Here is a 14,880-nt window from a genome sequence, read left to right on the forward strand (position 1 = left end):
GGTCCGGCCTACTCGGTGTGGCAGTGCGCCCCTTCGCCGCGCGGGGTCTCCTTGGGGAGGTCGAGCGACGGGTTCCGGTCGAAGAAGCCGGTGGGCTTGAGCGTGAAGCCGCTGTGGTCGACCGGCATGACGGGCCACTCCTCCAGCCGGGGCAGGTGGGTGGGGCCAAAGGTGTGCCAGACGGTCAGCTCGGTGTTCTCCAGCGGCTCGCCGGGCTCGGTCCAACGGGGCAGCCCGGCGCCGCCGGCGTTCTGGTTGGGGTAGTCGCCCGCGGGGAAGCGGCGTTCGGGGCGGTGGCGGGTCACCCACAGGTGCTTGGTGCCGTAGGCCGCGCGCCGGGCGACGGCCGAGTCCGGCTGGGCCAGGACGACCGGGCCGGGCTGCGGGACGAGGGTGTACGCGACCGGCTTGCCCATCCGGTTGAGCGAGCCGGGGTTGGTGATCCGCCAGCGCCGTCCGGCGAGCGGGTCGGCGAGGCGGCCGCCCTCGGCGCTGTCCGCGATGGCGGTCACCCGGGTGGTGAAGACGTTGCCGTTGGGGTTGTCCGGCCCGTGCGGGACGGGGACGACGTCCACCTCCTCGACGGTGTTGGCGTGCCCGTCGACCGCCGCGTCCAGCCTGACGCAGAACATGTGCTGGTGGAACGGGGCCAGCAGCCCCGGGGCGATCTCCGTGCCGACCGCGTCGGCGGTGCCGGGCTCGACGGCGGAGGTCTGCACGATGCCGGTGGACTTGGCCTCGAAGCCGATCGTGCCGTCCTGGTAGAAGTACCAGTAGAAGCCGTAGTCGTAGTTGCCGACGGTGGTGATGTAGGAGACGACCAGGCGGCGGGAGCGACGGCTGTCGGCCGTCATGCCGTTGAAGATGTCGGTGTGCTTCCACAGGAGGCCGTAGTCCTCCTCGTGGATGCAGATCGCGTTCGGCAGGGTCTCGGGGTTGCCGAGGTCGTCGGAGAGGACGGCGTCGAGGTAGGCGATCTCGCCGAGGCAGTCGCATCCCAGCTTCAGGGCGTTGGCGTTGCGGCCGAGCGAGTACTCGCCCGCGTCGAGGAAGGCGACCCAGTTGCGGTCCTCGCCCGGCTCGGCGTAGGCGACGGCCATCTCGGCGAGCGAGGCGCGGTGCAGGACGGGGCGGACCCGGTCGCCGTCCTCGTAGCCGATCTGGTGCAGGACCAGGCCCTCGCGGCCGTTGAAGTCGATGCGGAAGCGCCACTTCTGCCAGGTCATCAGCCGGCCGGTGAGGGCGAAGGACGGTCCCTCGGGCTGGGTGATCTCCAGCGGGCGCAGGCCCGTGCGGGCGGGGCCGTTGAACTCCGCCTCGTAGCGGCCGCATTCGGCGGGGATCGGCACGGCGCCGGTGTCGATGAGGCGGACGACCTTGCGCTCGATGACGTCGACGTCGGCGACGAGCCCGGCCACCGGGTGCGCCCAGGGGCTGTCGGTGGCATCACAGCGCAGCCAGGTCAGCGAGCGCATGAGGCGGGCGCCGGGCCGGTCCTCGAAGCGCAGCGGGCCGGCGCCCAGGGGGGCGGCGATGGCCAGGTCCAGGTCGGTGACGCCGCGCTCGGCCATGGCCTTGCGCCAGCCCGGGTCGGCCTTGACGACCTGCTCGACGATCTCGTACTCCTCGAAGGTGACCGGCGGCTGGCCCTCCTGCTCGGTGTCGAGTGCGCGGTGGGCGACGACCACGCCCGCGGTGACGTCCACCAGGGCCTCGGCGGCGGCGCCGGTCGCGGAGTCCAGGAGGGTGACGCGCAGCCGGCGGACGACGGGGTCGCCGTCGCGGTGCGCGTCGGCGGTGTGCCGGTCGGGCTCGTCGAGCAGCACCAGGGGGAAGCGGGTCGCTTCGGTGACCTGTCCCTCCTCGGTGAGGATCCGGCGGGCGGCGGCGATCTCGTCCGCGGTCAGCGGGTCGAGGGGGTGTGGCGAGGCGGGCCCGGTGTGTGCGGCGGTGTCGTCGGTGTGGCAGCAGGAGGACATGGGACAACTCTCTGGTGTGCGTGAGCCGTTGCGCTACGGGTCGGTGCGGGCATGCGTCCGGCCCGCCGCTCCCCTGCCGGGGTGCGACGGGCCGGGCGGCGTCAGGAGGCGGCGGTCTCCGGCTGTTCGGCGTCTGCCGCGTTCTCGCGGGCCTGCTCGATCCGGAACGCCTCATTGCCGAGGCCGATGCGGGCGTGCAGCTCGGGACGCGTGGAGCGCAGGACCAGGCCGTACACCAGGCCGCCGACGACGGAGACTCCGATCACGCCGGGCAGGATCCAGGAGACCGCGGAGCCCGCGCCGGCGACCAGGACGTCGAAGTCCTTGACGGCGTAGACCGCGATGACGATCAGCGCGACACCCGCCAGCGCGGAGGCGGCGATCCTCGGCGCCTGGGTGCGCAGCGCGCCGCGCCGGACGAAGTACCCGATGACCGCGAAGGCCGTGGTGGCCAGCAGCACGATGATGCCCAGGGCGCCGACGTTGCCGCCCCAGGTGAAGAGCTTGAGCACGGGCGCGGTCGGGTCGTGGTCGGCGGCGCCGCTGCCGTCGGTGACGGCGAAGGCGACGACGGCGACGAGGGAGATGACGGTCTGCAGCAGCGAACCGTGCGCCGGGGCACCGCTCTTGGGGTTCGTACGGCCGAACGCGGAGGGCAGCAGGCCCTCGCGGCCCATGGCGAAGGCGTAGCGGGCGACGACGTTGTGGAAGCTGAGCAGGCAGGCGAACATGCCCGTCACGTACAGGACGTGGAGGACGTCGGTGAAGGTGGCGCCGATGATCGACTCGCTGAGGCCGAACAGCAGTCCGGGACCCTGCTTCTGCGACTGGCCCACGATCTGCGACGGGCCGGTGGCCACGCTCAGCGCCCAGGAGCTGATGGCGAAGAAGACCGCGACGAAGGTGACGGCGAGGAAGGTCACCCGGGCGACGAGCACCTGGGGCCGGTTGGTCTCCTCGGCGTAGACGGGCGGCTGCTCGAAGCCGACGAACGCGGCGATGCACAGGCACAGCGCGGTGCCCAGCCCCGCACCGCTGAGGGTGGACGGGTCGAAGGCGTGCAGCGACAGCCCCTCCTTGGAGGGATTGCCGATGGCGGCGACGTCGAAGATGACGACGAGGGTGATCTCGATCAGCAGCAGGACGCCCAGGACCTTGGCGTTGAGGTCGATCTTCAGCCAGCCGAGCGCACCGACCACGAGGACACCGAGCAGGGCCGGGACCCACCAGGCGATCGTGATGTCGAGGTAGGTCTCGAACAGCCCGGAGATCTCGAAGCCGAACAGGCCGTAGACGCCGAACTGCAGGGCGCTGTAGGACACGAGCGCGACGACCGACGCGCCGGCGCCGGCGGTGCCGCCGAGGCCGCGCGCGATGTAGGCGTAGAAGGCGCCCGCGTTGTGGACGTGGCGGCTCATCTCGGCGTAGCCGACGGTGAAGAGGATGAGCACGACCCCGAGGATCACGAACAGCAGCGGCTGCCCGACGATGCCCATGACGCCGTACGCGGTGGGCATGACGCCCGCGACGACCATCAACGGGGCGTTGGCGGCGACCACGGACAGCAGCAGGCCTGGCAGGCCGAGCCGGTCGGCCCGCAGGGCTCTCTCCTCGCCCTTGAACGTGCTGATCCCGGTATTCCCCGTCAGCATGGCAATTCCTTTCCTTGTGGGTGAGTGGGTGTGCTGTGCGTCGATGGGCGGTCCCTAGGGGGATCCGGGGCCGAGCACGGCCTCGCGCGCGGCGCGGAAGGCCTTCTTGGGGTCGCGGTCGGGGTACGCCCACGGGATGCGGGTGGCGTAGCCGCCGATACGGTTGAACAGGGCCGCCGCCTCGGCGGTGCGGCCTTGCAAGTACTGGGCGTGCACGAGGAAGTTGAGGTCGAGGTAGAGCCGCGGATGGTCGCGGTCGTCCCACTCCAGCCACCAGTCGAAGGCCCGCTTGAGGGCCTGGCGGGCGCGCCAGCCGCGCCAGTGCTCCGATTCCGCCGGGTCGGCGGGCTCGGCGCCTGCGGCGGCCAGCGCCCGGTAGAGCTCGGCGTGGGCGACGACCGGCAGGACGGCCAGCGGGGACCCCTGGGGCGCGTCGCCCGCGGCCCACTCGGCGAACTCGTAGACCTCGTGGAACTGGCTGCCGTCGGCCGGGGCCTGGGGGCGCTCCGCCAGGCAGGCGGCCATCAACTGGTGGCCGTGGTGGTGGTCGCGGTGGCGGCCGCGCACCTGGTCGAAGGCGCGCATCCGGTCGTCGTCGGTGCCGGTGTGGCGGGCCAGGATCAACAGGCAGAGCCAGGGCGTCGGATCGGCGGGGGCCAGGGCGGCGGCGGCCAGACAGGCCTCGCGGGCGCTCTCGGGCTTCTCCTTGCCCGCGACGGCGCGGAAGACCAGGGAACAACCGAGCAGGGCGGCCGCGTCGGGGCTGTCCGGTTCGGTGAGCTGCCACTCGCGGGCCCACGTGCTGCTCGCGCGGCCCTCGCCGAGCACGACGAGACGGTGACCGCGCCGGTCCCAGGCGTCACCGGTCTCGGCGAGCAGGGTGCGGGCGGCGGACCAGCGCCCTTGGGCGAAGGCGGCGCGGGCGGTGGCAAGGGGTTCGTCGTCCAGTGCGGGGTCGAACCGGAGTTCGTCCCGGGAGCGGGAGAATCCGAACGGGGGTGGAGGAGTCATCCTCGGGGTGCCTCCACGGCGCACACGTGATGTCCGGCCCGGGTCGGGACTTCCCCTTCGGCGTCCGGTGATCAGCTGATCACGCACAGCCAACCGGTGCACCGGGGTCCGCTTCAAGAGCGGCCCTGTTGTCTCGGTGTAGTCCCACGCGCCCCACTGAACGGCCGCGACCACAGTCAACAGGGCATCAAGGCACGGAACGGACAGGTTCGGTGGGAACGGCTGCGCAAGGTGGCGTACGCCTGATATTCGAACGTACGAAGCGGGAACGAAGGAGTCATTCGGTGGCGGACGATACCGCGCCCGCGCCGTCGCACCCCCTGGCGTACGTCAGGCGGAGCCATGGCTGGAGCTACCAGGACCTCGCCCGGGTCGTGGCGGAGAACGCGCGCGCCCTCGGCGTGCCCATGGCGGCCCGGCGGGAGAAGGTCTGGCGCTGGGAGCACTGGGGCGTGGTGCCCGAACGGGACAGCCAGCGCGCGCTGGCCCGGGCGCTCGGCGTGCCCCTGCGGGACGTGGACGCGCGGCCGTGGCCCGGCTGGCTACCGGCACTGGCAGGTCTCCCGGAGGGACTGGGCTGGGACCGCGCGGGTGCCCTGGGCGCACTGGAGGTGCTTCTCGACAGCGGTGGGCGCGACCCTCGGGGCTACCCGGTCGTGGAGGGACCGGAGTTCCGCGTCGCGATCGGGGAGTGGGTCCGGGCGGCATCCGTGCGCGCGGACGCCGCGCCCGAACCGGCCGCGCCCGGCGACGACTTCGACGTGGAGACCACGGCGTGGCTGGAGTGGGGCCTGCACGGACTGTGCCGGCTCGACGGGCGGCTCGGCGGCGGAGCCGTGCGGCACCGCGTCGAGGCCGACCTGCGCATCGCCCTGGAACTGATCCGCCAGGGGCCGTTCGCGGCCGCCGACGACGCCCGGCTCCTGCGCACGGCCGCCGCGCTGACCCGGCTGGGCGGCCGCGCCGCGGTGGACACCGGCCGGCACGGCGCCGCCCAGCGGTACTTCCTCACCGGGCTCCGGCTCGCGCACGCCGCCGGGGACGCCACCCAGGCGGCCCGCCTCTGGGCCGAACTGAGCCTGCAGGCGGTACTCAACGGGCGCCACGACGACGCGCTCGCGGGCGTGGCGGCCGCCGAGGACGCGCCCGCCGCCCCGCCGCCGGCCGTGCGCGCGACGCTGGCGATGTGCCGCGCCCGCGCCCACGCCGGCCGGGGCGACGAACCGGCCGCCCGCCGGGCGCTGGAGGAGGCCGCCGGCCTGCTGGACCCGGCCCGGGGCGACGCCGAGGCCGAACTCCTCGCCCACAGCGGCCTCGCGCTGCTCGACCTGGGCCACCCCGGCGAGGCCGCCCGCACCTTGGACAAGGCCCTGCCCCTCCTGCCCCCGTCGCACCGCCGCGACCTCGCCCTCCTCACCGCCCACGCCGCCCTCGCGCGTGCCCTCTCCGGCGACCTCGACGGCGCCCGCCCCCTCGCCACCCGCGCCGCCCGCCTGGCCCGCACCTGTCTGTCCCCCCACGCCACGGAGGCCGCCGAACGCGCCCTGGCGGCGACGTCGGCGCCGGGACGGCCGGCCGCGGAAGGCGGTCTGGACCCCGGGGACGGTGTGGACTACGGTCCCGCGCCATGAAGCGGACGGGAACGACGAGGCGGATTCTGGCGGCTCTGGTGTGCGGGGCCGCGGTGGCGGCGGTGACCACCGTGCCGGCGCGGGCGGCAGCGGCGCCGGGACCGCGCTGGGACGTCAAGGAGACCGGGACCACGGCCCGGTTCCGGGGACTCGCGGCGGTGAGCCGGAGTACGGCGTGGGCCGCGGGCTCGGCAGGGACGGTGCTGCGGACCGTCGACGGAGGGCGCCACTGGTCGGACGTGTCCCCGCCGGGCGCCCAGGACCTGGAGTTCCGGGACGTCGAGGCGTTCGACGCGCGCCGGGCCGTCGTGCTGGCCATCGGCGAGGGCGAGGCGTCACGGGTCCTGCGCACCGAGGACGGCGGGCGGACCTGGTCGGAGGCCTTCCGGAACACCGATCCGCGCGCCTTCTACGACTGCGTCACCTTCTTCGACACCCGGCACGGCCTCGCGGTCAGCGACCCGGTCGACGGCCGGTACCGGGTGCTGTCCACCGCGGACGGCGGTCGCAGTTGGCGCGTACTGCCCTCCGCGGGCATGCCGCCCGCGCTCGCGGGCGAGGCGTCGTTCGCGGCGAGCGGCCAGTGCCTGGTGAGCCGGGGCCCGCGCGATGTGTGGCTGGCCACGGGCGGGGCCTCCGCGGCGCGCGTCCTGCACTCCCGCGACCGGGGGCTGACCTGGTCGGTGGCCGCGTCCACGCTCCCGGCGGGCGATCCGGCCAAGGGTGTCTTCGCCCTCGCCTTCCGCGACGCGCGGCACGGCCTCGCGGTCGGCGGCGACTACCGCGCGGACCAGGCGTCCCCGGACGCCTCCGCGGTGACGGGGGACGGCGGGGCGTCGTGGACGGAGTCCGAACGGCCGCCCGCCGCCTACCGGTCGGGGGTGACGTGGCTGCCGTACTCGTCGCGCGCCGCGATCGCCGTCGGGCCGACGGGAAGCGATCTGAGCCTGGACGGCGGCAGGACGTGGCGCACGTTCGACACCGGGTCCTTCGACACCGTCGACTGCGCGGCGGACCTCGGGTGCTGGGCCGCGGGTGAGAAGGGCCGCGTCGCACGCCTGGGAATCGGCTCGGCCGGCGCGGACATCAGCTCGTAGCCCGCGTCCGTGAACCGCAACCGCAGACGCGGCAAGAAGCTGAGCCGTGCCCTCGTCACGGCCGCGATGCTGGGGGACGCAGGGACCGCCCGCAGGCTCCTGCGGCGCGGGGCCTCGCCGGAACTCCCCGACGCGCACGGCACGACGCCCCTGTACGCCGCGTCGGTCCAGGGTGCGGCGGACGTCGTGGCGCTGCTGCTGGCGGCGGGAGCCCGGCCCGACACCGAGAGCGGCCACGGTGACGAGGGCACACCCCTGTGCGCCGCCGCCTGCTGGGGGCACGCCGGAACGGTGCGTCTGCTCCTCGCCCATGGTGCCGACCCCGTCCTGCGCGAGGATCACGGCACGGGACGTGCGCCGCTCGACTGGGCGGAGCGGGGCCCGCATCCGGAGACGGCACTCCTGCTCGCCGCGGCGGTGTCCTCCCGTCCGGCCGCGGCTCCGTAGCCGGCACATGAGAAGCGCCGGTCCGGAACCCGCTGTACGGGGTCCCGGACCGGCGCGTCGTCGGCGTCGGCGTCGGCTACGCGACGGGGCGGCGCCCCCGCCCGCGCGTCAGGTTGTACCCGGCCACGCCCGCGAGGGCCCCGAGCACGCCGCCGCCGGCGGTCCAGAGCCAGCGGTCGGACCACCAGCCGCCGCCCCAGCCGCCGTCAGGCTCGGCGAGGCCGGCCGCGACGGGCGAGGCGCTGGGGTCGGCAGTTCCCTCGCTGTCCTCGCTGTCTCCGCTGTCCTCAGTTGCGGCCGGTGAGGGCTGCGCGTTGGGGTCGAGCGTGGCGCCCGCCTTGGCCACCGGGGTGAGCGGCGCTGCCAGTTCGCCGTCCACGGCCTGCGAGCCGCCAGCGTCCTTGGAGGCGGTGCCGAGCTGGACCTGCACCGGCAGACCGAGGTCCTGGTCTGCCAGGCGGACCACGGTCAGCCGGATGTAATAGGCGCCCGGCAGCGGGTCGTTGGCCCATGCCTCCGACCAGGCGCGGACGGTGCGCAGCCGGCAGCTGAGCTCCACCGTGGCGGCGTCAGCGGCCGCGTTGACGGTCGGCTTGCCCGCGGTGCACGCCTGGTGGCGGCGGAGCCCGTCGTAGAGGTCCAGCTGCCAGGTCTGTGCGCCGTGCCGAGAGGCGGACTCGGGGAGCTGCACGGTCGCGGAGACCGTGAGGATCTCACCGGCCTTGGCGGGGGTGACCCAGTACAGGTAGTCGCCCGTCGAGGCGCCGGCCGGGGTGGAGGTCACGCCCTGCCCGATGTGCCCGGCGGTGCGGAAGCCCGTTCCCGGCGCGGCGGCGGTCTCCGCCGTCCCCGACGTGTCCGACGCGCTCGGGCTGGGCGTGGCGTCGTCGGCGACGGCCGTTCCCGCTCCGGTCGCGAACAGCGCCCCGCCGAGCAGGAGTCCGGCCGCGGCCGTGCGGATCATGTGCGTGGTACGCATCAGTTGGTCCTCCAGACGGCGACGCGCCAGCGCGAGATCCAGCCCCACAGGATGCCGGCGACCAGGCCGGTGACGGCGAGCAGGGCCAGCAGCCACCAGCCGCGGCCCAGGCCGAAGGAGGCGACGTCGGAGGGCTGGTCGGGCGAGGACACGAGGTCGATGCTCAGCTCGACGGGCAGGCCCGGGGTGCGCTTGACCGCGTCGGCGGCGGAGAAGGAGTTGCTGACCTCCAGGCAGACGGTGCGCGCGGCGGCGGCGTCCGCGTCGTCCCGCTCGGGCCACGCATAGCGCAGGCCGGAGGAGATGACGTCGGTGCGGCCGCTGCCCGCGTCGGAGCCCCGGACGAGTTCACGGCCGCCGGTGGTGACGGCGCGCACCAGCACGCCGTAGTCGCGGTTCACGGCGCGGTCGGCGCCGACACTGACGGACGTGCGCAGTTCCTGGCCGTCGGTGACGCTCAACCGGTACCAGCGGTGCTCCGCGAACTCCTCGCGGTCGGTGTAGATGCCCGCGCCGAGCAGCGGGGCGTCGGTGCAGGAGCCGGCGCCCTCAGTGGCGGTCGGGGTGACGACGACGTTGTTGTCCGCGGCGCGGTCGACGAGTTGCTTGATGCGATCGGTGAGCTGGTCGGCGTGGTCGACGGCGGTGTAGGTGCCGCCGGTGGCCTCGGCGATGCAGCTCAGCTGTTCACGGATCTTGGTGGTGGGCACCAGGCCGAGGGTGTCGACCACCAGGTGGGTGCCCTCGGCGGCGAGTTGCCGCGCCACCTCGCAGGGGTCGAGGGGCTGGCAGGTGTCCTCGCCGTCGGTGATGAGGACGATCCGGCGGGTGGCGTTGCCGCCCGCGAGGTCCTTGCCCGCGGCCTGCAGGGCGGGGCCGATCGGGGTCCAGCCGGTGGGGGCGAGGGTGGCGACCGCCGTCTTGGCCTCCGTACGGTCGACGGAGCCGACCGGGTAGAGGGCGGCGGTGTCCGTGCAGCCGACCTTCTTGTCCTTGCCTGGGTAGTTGGCCCCGAGGGTGCGGATGCCGAGCTGCACCTCCTCCGGGACCGCGTCGATGACCTCGTTGAAGGCCTGCTTGGCGGCCGACATGCGGGACCTGCCGTCGATGTCGTTGGCGCGCATGGAGCCGCTCACGTCGAGGACGAGCTCGACCTTGGGGGCCTCGCGCGGTGTCTCCGGCCCGTCGTCCGCGGCGGCCGGTGCCGCGGCCGGGAAGAGCGCGGTGGCCAGCACGGCCGCGAGACCGCACAGTCCCGCCGCCAGCCGTTTGCGTATGATCATTGGCGGATCCTATGGAAGATCCGTCGCGGCCCCCAACTCGGCCCAGACCACACGTCCCGACCCGTCCGCGGCGGTCACCACACCCCAGGCACGGGACACCGCCCCGACCAGCAGCAGCCCGCGTCCGCACTCCTCGCCGACGTCAGCGACCCGTACCTGAGGTACCGTCAGCCCGACGCCCTGGTCGGCCACCTCCACGCGCACCACGCCGCGTTCGAACCGGACGGCGCAGGCCACCTTCTCGCCGCCGGAATGACGCACGGCGTTGGTGAAGAGTTCGGACACCACCAGGCCGACATCGTCGCAGATCTCCTCGGCGACCCCCCAGTCGCGCAGCCGCGCCCTGACGCGCCGTCGCGCCTCGGCGACCGCGGCGCCTTGCGCGGCCAAGAGGAACGCGTCATGGGAGGATGCCACTCCGCTACTATGCGCGCCTGCCCGAATGCATGGCAAGGTGCAATCTGCAATGTGCAAAGCGGTGCCGACATGCTTTGCAACGCCCTGACACCATGCCAAACTTCCCCAGGATCAGTGGGGTTGGAGGATTTCTCGTGAGCGAAGCGCGATCGTCGAGTGCACCCACCGTGCTGCGTGTCGTACTCGGCAAGCGCCTTCAGGACCTCCGTGAGAAGGCCGGCGTCTCCTACGAGGACGCCGCCCGCGCCCTCGATGTCACCCACGCCACGATCCGCCGCATCGAGAAGGCAGAAGTCGGTCTGCGCATCCCGTACGTCGAGAAGCTGCTGCAGACCTACGGCGTCACCGAGCCGGCCGAGATCGCCAACTTCCTGGAGCTGGCCCGGGAGGCCAACCGGCCCGGCTGGTGGCACCGCTTCCGCGACGTGCTGCCCGAGTGGTTCAGCGCCTTCGTCAGCCTGGAGGGCGAGGCCGAACTCATCCGCGCCTACGAACCGCACTACGTGCCCGGCCTGCTCCAGACCCCGCAGTACGCCGAGGCGGTGCTGCGCGCCGGGCGCCCGAACGCCTCCCAGGAGGAGATCGAGCGCGGGGTGGCGCTGCGCGTGGAGCGGCAGGCGCTGCTGGTCCGCGACCAGCCGCCGCTGCTGTGGGTCGTGATCGACGAGACCGTGCTCCGCCGCCCCATCGGCGGCCCCGAGGTGATGCGCGGCCAGGTCGACCGGCTGATCGAGGCCTGCGCCATGCCGCAGGTCCGGCTCCAGGTCATGCCGTTCGCCTCGGGCCCGCACCCGGCGATGTACGGCCCCTTCCACATCTTCCGCTTCCCCCTGCCGGAACTGCCGGACATCGCGTACGCGGAGAGCCTGATCGGCGCCGTCTACCTCGACGACCGCGAGGACGTCTCCCAGTTCCGCGAGGCCCTGGACCGCATGAGCGCCCAGGCCCTGCCGGCCGGGCCCACCCGCGACTTCCTCCAGGACGTCCGCGCCGGGCTCTGACCGCGCGCCGCCGCAATGGCGGCGGCGCCCTACGCCTCCGCGGCCGGCTCGGCGGCGAAGCGGTCGCGCAGCTCCCGCTTGAGGATCTTGCCGCTGGCGTTGCGCGGCAGCCCGTCCACGAGCACCACGCGCTTGGGGGTCTTGAAGCCGGCAAGACGTTCCCGCGCGAAGGCGATCAGCTCCTGCTCGGTGACGACGACGTTCTCGTGCGCCACGACGACGGCGGTGATCGCCTCGATCCAGCGCTCGTCCGGCAGGCCGACGACCGCGACCTCGGCGACCGCGGGGTGACCGTACAGCGCGTCCTCCACCTGGCGTGACGCCACCAGCACCCCGCCGGAGTTGATGACGTCCTTGACGCGGTCCACGACGGTGAAGTAGCCCTGCGCGTCCCGCACCGCCAGGTCCCCCGAGTGGAACCAGCCGTCGCGGAAGGCGTCCGCGGTCTCCTCCGGCTTGTCCCAGTAGCCCTCGCACAACTGCGGCGAGCGATAGACGACCTCGCCGGGCGTGCCGTCGGGAACGTCCTTGCCGGACTCGTCGACGACCTTCGCCTCCACGAACAGCACCGGCCGGCCGCAGGAGTCCATGCGGCCCAGGTGCTCGTCCGGCCCGAGGACGGTGGCAAGGGGCCCGATCTCGCTCTGCCCGAAGCAGTTGTAGAAGGCCAGCTCCGGCAGCCGTCCGCGCAGCCGCTCCAGTACCGGGACGGGCATGATCGACGCGCCGTAGTACGCCTTGCGCAGCGCCCCCAGGTCACGGGTGGCAAACTGCGGGTGGTTGGCGAGCGCGATCCACACCGTGGGCGGCGCGAAGAGGCTGTCGGCGCGGCCGGCCTCGACCGCGTCGAACACCGCCACGGGATCGGGGGCGGCAAAAATGGTGTTCTCCGCGCCGACCGCCAGGTAGGGCAGCAGGAAAACGTGCATCTGCGCCGAGTGGTACAGCGGCAGCGAGTGCAGGGGCCGGTCGGTCTCCTTCAGGTCCAGCGCGACGATGGCGCTGACGTATTCGTGCACAAGGGCGCGGTGCGTCATCATCGCGCCCTTGGGGAGGGCCGTGGTGCCCGAGGTGTACAGCAGTTGGGCCAGGTCCTCACTGCGCGGCGGCGTCAGGTCGTCGGCGGGCGCGGCGGCCGCCAGCCGGGCGAGCAGGCTGTCCTCGGTGTCGCGCAGGGCGAGGGTGCGCACACCCGCGGGCAGCCGCCCGGCGAGCGCGGGGTCGGTGAGAACCAGGGCGCTGCCGGACTGCTCCACGAGGTAGCGCAGATCCTCCCCCTCCAGGTGGTGGTTGACGGGCACGTGCACCAGCCCGGCCCGCGCGCACCCGAGGAAGCCGAGGAGGTAGGCGTCCGAGTTGTGGCCGAAGGAGGCGACGCGGTCGCCCGGCCGCAGGCCCTGGCCGAGGAGCACGGCCGCGGCCGAGGAGACGGCGTCGTCCAGTTCCCGGTACGTCCAGGCGCGGTCGGCGAAGCGCACCGCCGTCCGCTCCGGTACGCGGCGCGCGCTGCGCCGCAGGACTCCGTCGACCGTGTTGCCGTGCGTCGTCGCCACCATGGCGTCAGCGTGGCATCTCCGCCAGCCTCCTGGCGAGATCCTCGACGTGGTCGTGCCAGGCGTCGAGGGCGGCGGAGCGCCGGCCGGCGAACTCCGCGGAACCGGTCTGGGTGAGGATCAGCCGGGCCCCGTGGCCGGTCCCCTCGGTCAGCTCCCAGCGCACCGTGCCCCCGTGCCGGCCGTCCTGGTCCCAGGCGTACGCCAGCAGGACCGGCGCCCGCACCTCGGACACCGGGCCGTGGCCGAACTCCCCGGCCGCGAAGCCGCTCGGCACGGTGCCGCCGACCTCGGGGGCGACGACCTTGCCGAGCAGGGTCCGCCAGACCTTCGCGGCGGGCTGGGTGAGCTGCCGTTCGAAGCGCACCTGCCAGCCCTCCGCGTCGTCCGCGACGGTTTCAGCGGCCGCGATGGGTTCGACGGTCCCCCGGTCCAGCCCGAACTCCCCGACGAAGTGCTCGTGCTTGGCGTTGATGTCCCCGGGCGGGGGCGCGGGGCGGCCGTCCAGGGCGGGGTCGATGCCGGCGATGCACGTGTCCCAGCCGGAGGCGAAGCTGGCCGCGCCGGGACGGTCGGCGAAGGTATGGGTGAGGGTGAGCACGGACCCGGTGGCCGCGGGCTCCACCTCCCAGCGCAGCAGGTCGTCGCCCCAGGTGTAGGCGAGCACGCGGGGCGGGTCGACCTCGGTGACCTCTCCGTCGAGATCGGGCATCTCGCCGTGCCGGAAGACGAAGCGCACCTTGCCGCCGGGCCGCAGCTCCATCTCGACGTCGGAGGGGAACCAGTGCGAAAGGTGCCCGGGTTCGGTCAGCGCCCGCCAGACCTTCTCCGGCGGGTGGGCGAGCCGGCGCACCATGCGCAGGGCCGTGCGGCCGTCCGCGGTGGTGGTCAGGGTCTGGGTGCTCTCGCTGGTCATCGGGGTTCCTCCGTCTCGTCGGGCATGGCGTCCAAGTGCCGCTCCAGCGCGTCGAGTCCGTCGCCCCAGAGCCTGCGGTAAGGGGTGAGCCAGGCGTCGACCTCGCGCAGCGGCTCGGGACGCAGCTCGTACCACCTGCGCTGCGCCTCGGCGCGCACCCGCACCAGGCCGGCATCGCGCAGCACTCTCAGGTGCTTGGAGGTGCCGGGCTGGCTCAGGCCCAGCTGCTCGGTGAGTTCGCCGACCAGCCGGGGCCGCTCCAGGAGCAGGTCCAGAATGCGACGCCGGGTGGGTTCCGCGAGCACGTCAAAGGGGATGGGCACCCTTCGAACATACTCCCATGGATATATACGCGCAACGGCATGTACAGCGGAGGAGTAAACCTCCGCCAGGGTGCACTCGGGAGGCACGCGGGGCGCGGCAGGCGACCGTACGCGCTCTGGTGGTGACGCCAGGTGAACGGCACAATGGCGCCCGTGACGATCACGACCGCCGAAGCGGACAAGGTTCTGGCCGACAACTTCGCCCCCTGGGTGCGGGATCTGGGCCTGACGGTCGAGGAGACCGGTGAGCGCCACGCGATCCTGCGGCTGCCGTGGTCGGACCGGCTGGCCCGCGAGGGCGGCGGCCTGTCCGGCCAGGCGCTGATGGCGGCCGCCGACACCGCGACCGTGATCGCGGTGTCCGCCGCACGAGGCGGCTTCGGCCCGATGACGACCGTCCAGCAGTCGACGACCTTTCAGCGCGCCGTCGTGGACGCGGACGTCCTCGTCACCGCCCGGGTCACCAAGCTGGGCCGGCGGCTGGGGTTCATCGACGTCGAGATGACACCGGTGGGGGCCACGGAACCCGCGGCCCACGCGACCACTGTGTACGCCTTCCCCGGCTGATCGGCCCGGCCGGCGGTCGCGGAC

The 14,880-nt window shown here is 73.6% G+C and carries 14 protein-coding genes; 5 read left to right on the forward strand and 9 right to left on the reverse strand.

What is annotated here, in order from left to right:
• Positions 1 to 8 precede the first annotated feature (8 nt).
• The 3 genes from ACFWVC_RS13205 to ACFWVC_RS13215 all read right to left on the reverse strand — a co-directional run bounded on the left by ACFWVC_RS13205 (position 9) and on the right by ACFWVC_RS13215 (position 4,642).
• On the reverse strand, positions 9 to 1,979 hold the full coding sequence (locus tag ACFWVC_RS13205; RefSeq protein ID WP_384283551.1) for a primary-amine oxidase: 1,971 nt from the start codon (positions 1,977 to 1,979) through the stop codon (positions 9 to 11).
• Positions 1,980 to 2,080: 101 nt separating this feature from the next.
• Positions 2,081 to 3,631: an APC family permease gene (locus ACFWVC_RS13210; protein ID WP_384283555.1), complete on the reverse strand. Its 1,551-nt coding sequence runs from the start codon at positions 3,629 to 3,631 to the stop codon at positions 2,081 to 2,083.
• Between the two features lie 54 nt (positions 3,632 to 3,685).
• Entirely contained in the window at positions 3,686 to 4,642 is a 957-nt protein-coding gene (locus ACFWVC_RS13215; RefSeq protein ID WP_384283561.1) for a hypothetical protein, read from the reverse strand.
• 284 nt (positions 4,643 to 4,926) lie between these two features.
• On the opposite strand from ACFWVC_RS13215, the gene ACFWVC_RS13220 reads away from it, so the two are divergent.
• Genes ACFWVC_RS13220 through ACFWVC_RS13230 form a run of 3 tightly spaced genes read left to right on the forward strand, consistent with a single transcriptional unit; the run spans position 4,927 to position 7,817 of the window.
• Positions 4,927 to 6,273, forward strand: a complete 1,347-nt coding sequence (locus tag ACFWVC_RS13220; RefSeq protein ID WP_384283564.1) for a hypothetical protein — start codon at positions 4,927 to 4,929, stop codon at positions 6,271 to 6,273.
• Positions 6,270 to 7,370 (forward strand): WD40/YVTN/BNR-like repeat-containing protein, encoded by a 1,101-nt coding sequence (locus tag ACFWVC_RS13225; RefSeq protein WP_384283570.1) that lies wholly within the window; start codon positions 6,270 to 6,272, stop codon positions 7,368 to 7,370. The genes ACFWVC_RS13220 and ACFWVC_RS13225 overlap by 4 nt, the downstream gene beginning before the upstream one ends.
• A 9-nt stretch (positions 7,371 to 7,379) precedes the next feature.
• Positions 7,380 to 7,817 carry an ankyrin repeat domain-containing protein gene (locus ACFWVC_RS13230; protein ID WP_384283573.1) on the forward strand — a complete coding sequence of 146 codons (438 nt, stop codon included), beginning with the start codon at positions 7,380 to 7,382 and terminating at the stop codon, positions 7,815 to 7,817.
• Between the two features lie 76 nt (positions 7,818 to 7,893).
• Here the strand turns inward: ACFWVC_RS13230 and ACFWVC_RS13235 are convergent, their stop codons facing one another.
• From ACFWVC_RS13235 to ACFWVC_RS13245, 3 genes are read right to left on the reverse strand one after another with little or no spacing between them, the layout of a single operon-like run.
• Positions 7,894 to 8,796, reverse strand: a complete 903-nt coding sequence (locus ACFWVC_RS13235) for a hypothetical protein (RefSeq protein ID WP_384283577.1) — start codon at positions 8,794 to 8,796, stop codon at positions 7,894 to 7,896.
• The gene (locus ACFWVC_RS13240) at positions 8,796 to 10,079 is read right to left on the reverse strand and encodes a VWA domain-containing protein (protein WP_384283582.1); all 1,284 of its coding nucleotides are present in this window, start codon (positions 10,077 to 10,079) and stop codon (positions 8,796 to 8,798) included. The genes ACFWVC_RS13235 and ACFWVC_RS13240 overlap by 1 nt, the downstream gene beginning before the upstream one ends.
• A 9-nt stretch (positions 10,080 to 10,088) precedes the next feature.
• A complete protein-coding gene (locus ACFWVC_RS13245) occupies positions 10,089 to 10,496 on the reverse strand; it encodes an ATP-binding protein (RefSeq protein ID WP_384283588.1) in 408 nt (135 codons plus the stop codon).
• A gap of 134 nt (positions 10,497 to 10,630) precedes the next feature.
• Between ACFWVC_RS13245 and ACFWVC_RS13250 the strand changes: the two genes are divergently transcribed.
• Positions 10,631 to 11,497 (forward strand): helix-turn-helix domain-containing protein, encoded by an 867-nt coding sequence (locus tag ACFWVC_RS13250; protein ID WP_384283590.1) that lies wholly within the window; start codon positions 10,631 to 10,633, stop codon positions 11,495 to 11,497.
• A 29-nt stretch (positions 11,498 to 11,526) separates the two neighbouring features.
• Here ACFWVC_RS13250 and ACFWVC_RS13255 read toward each other — a convergent pair whose 3' ends face one another.
• Genes ACFWVC_RS13255 through ACFWVC_RS13265 form a run of 3 tightly spaced genes read right to left on the reverse strand, consistent with a single transcriptional unit; the run spans position 11,527 to position 14,289 of the window.
• Positions 11,527 to 13,053, reverse strand: a complete 1,527-nt coding sequence (locus tag ACFWVC_RS13255; protein ID WP_384283592.1) for an acyl-CoA synthetase — start codon at positions 13,051 to 13,053, stop codon at positions 11,527 to 11,529.
• Between the two features lie 4 nt (positions 13,054 to 13,057).
• Complete coding sequence (locus ACFWVC_RS13260; protein WP_384283596.1) at positions 13,058 to 13,966, reverse strand: SRPBCC family protein; 909 nt, start codon at positions 13,964 to 13,966, stop codon at positions 13,058 to 13,060.
• Entirely contained in the window at positions 13,963 to 14,289 is a 327-nt protein-coding gene (locus ACFWVC_RS13265; protein WP_384283599.1) for an ArsR/SmtB family transcription factor, read from the reverse strand. The genes ACFWVC_RS13260 and ACFWVC_RS13265 overlap by 4 nt, the downstream gene beginning before the upstream one ends.
• Positions 14,290 to 14,442: 153 nt before the next feature.
• On the opposite strand from ACFWVC_RS13265, the gene ACFWVC_RS13270 reads away from it, so the two are divergent.
• A complete protein-coding gene (locus ACFWVC_RS13270; RefSeq protein WP_384283603.1) occupies positions 14,443 to 14,856 on the forward strand; it encodes a PaaI family thioesterase in 414 nt (137 codons plus the stop codon).
• Positions 14,857 to 14,880 lie beyond the last annotated feature (24 nt).

This window comes from Streptomyces sp. NPDC058691 (genome assembly GCF_042714775.1).
Taxonomy (GTDB): domain Bacteria; phylum Actinomycetota; class Actinomycetes; order Streptomycetales; family Streptomycetaceae; genus Actinacidiphila.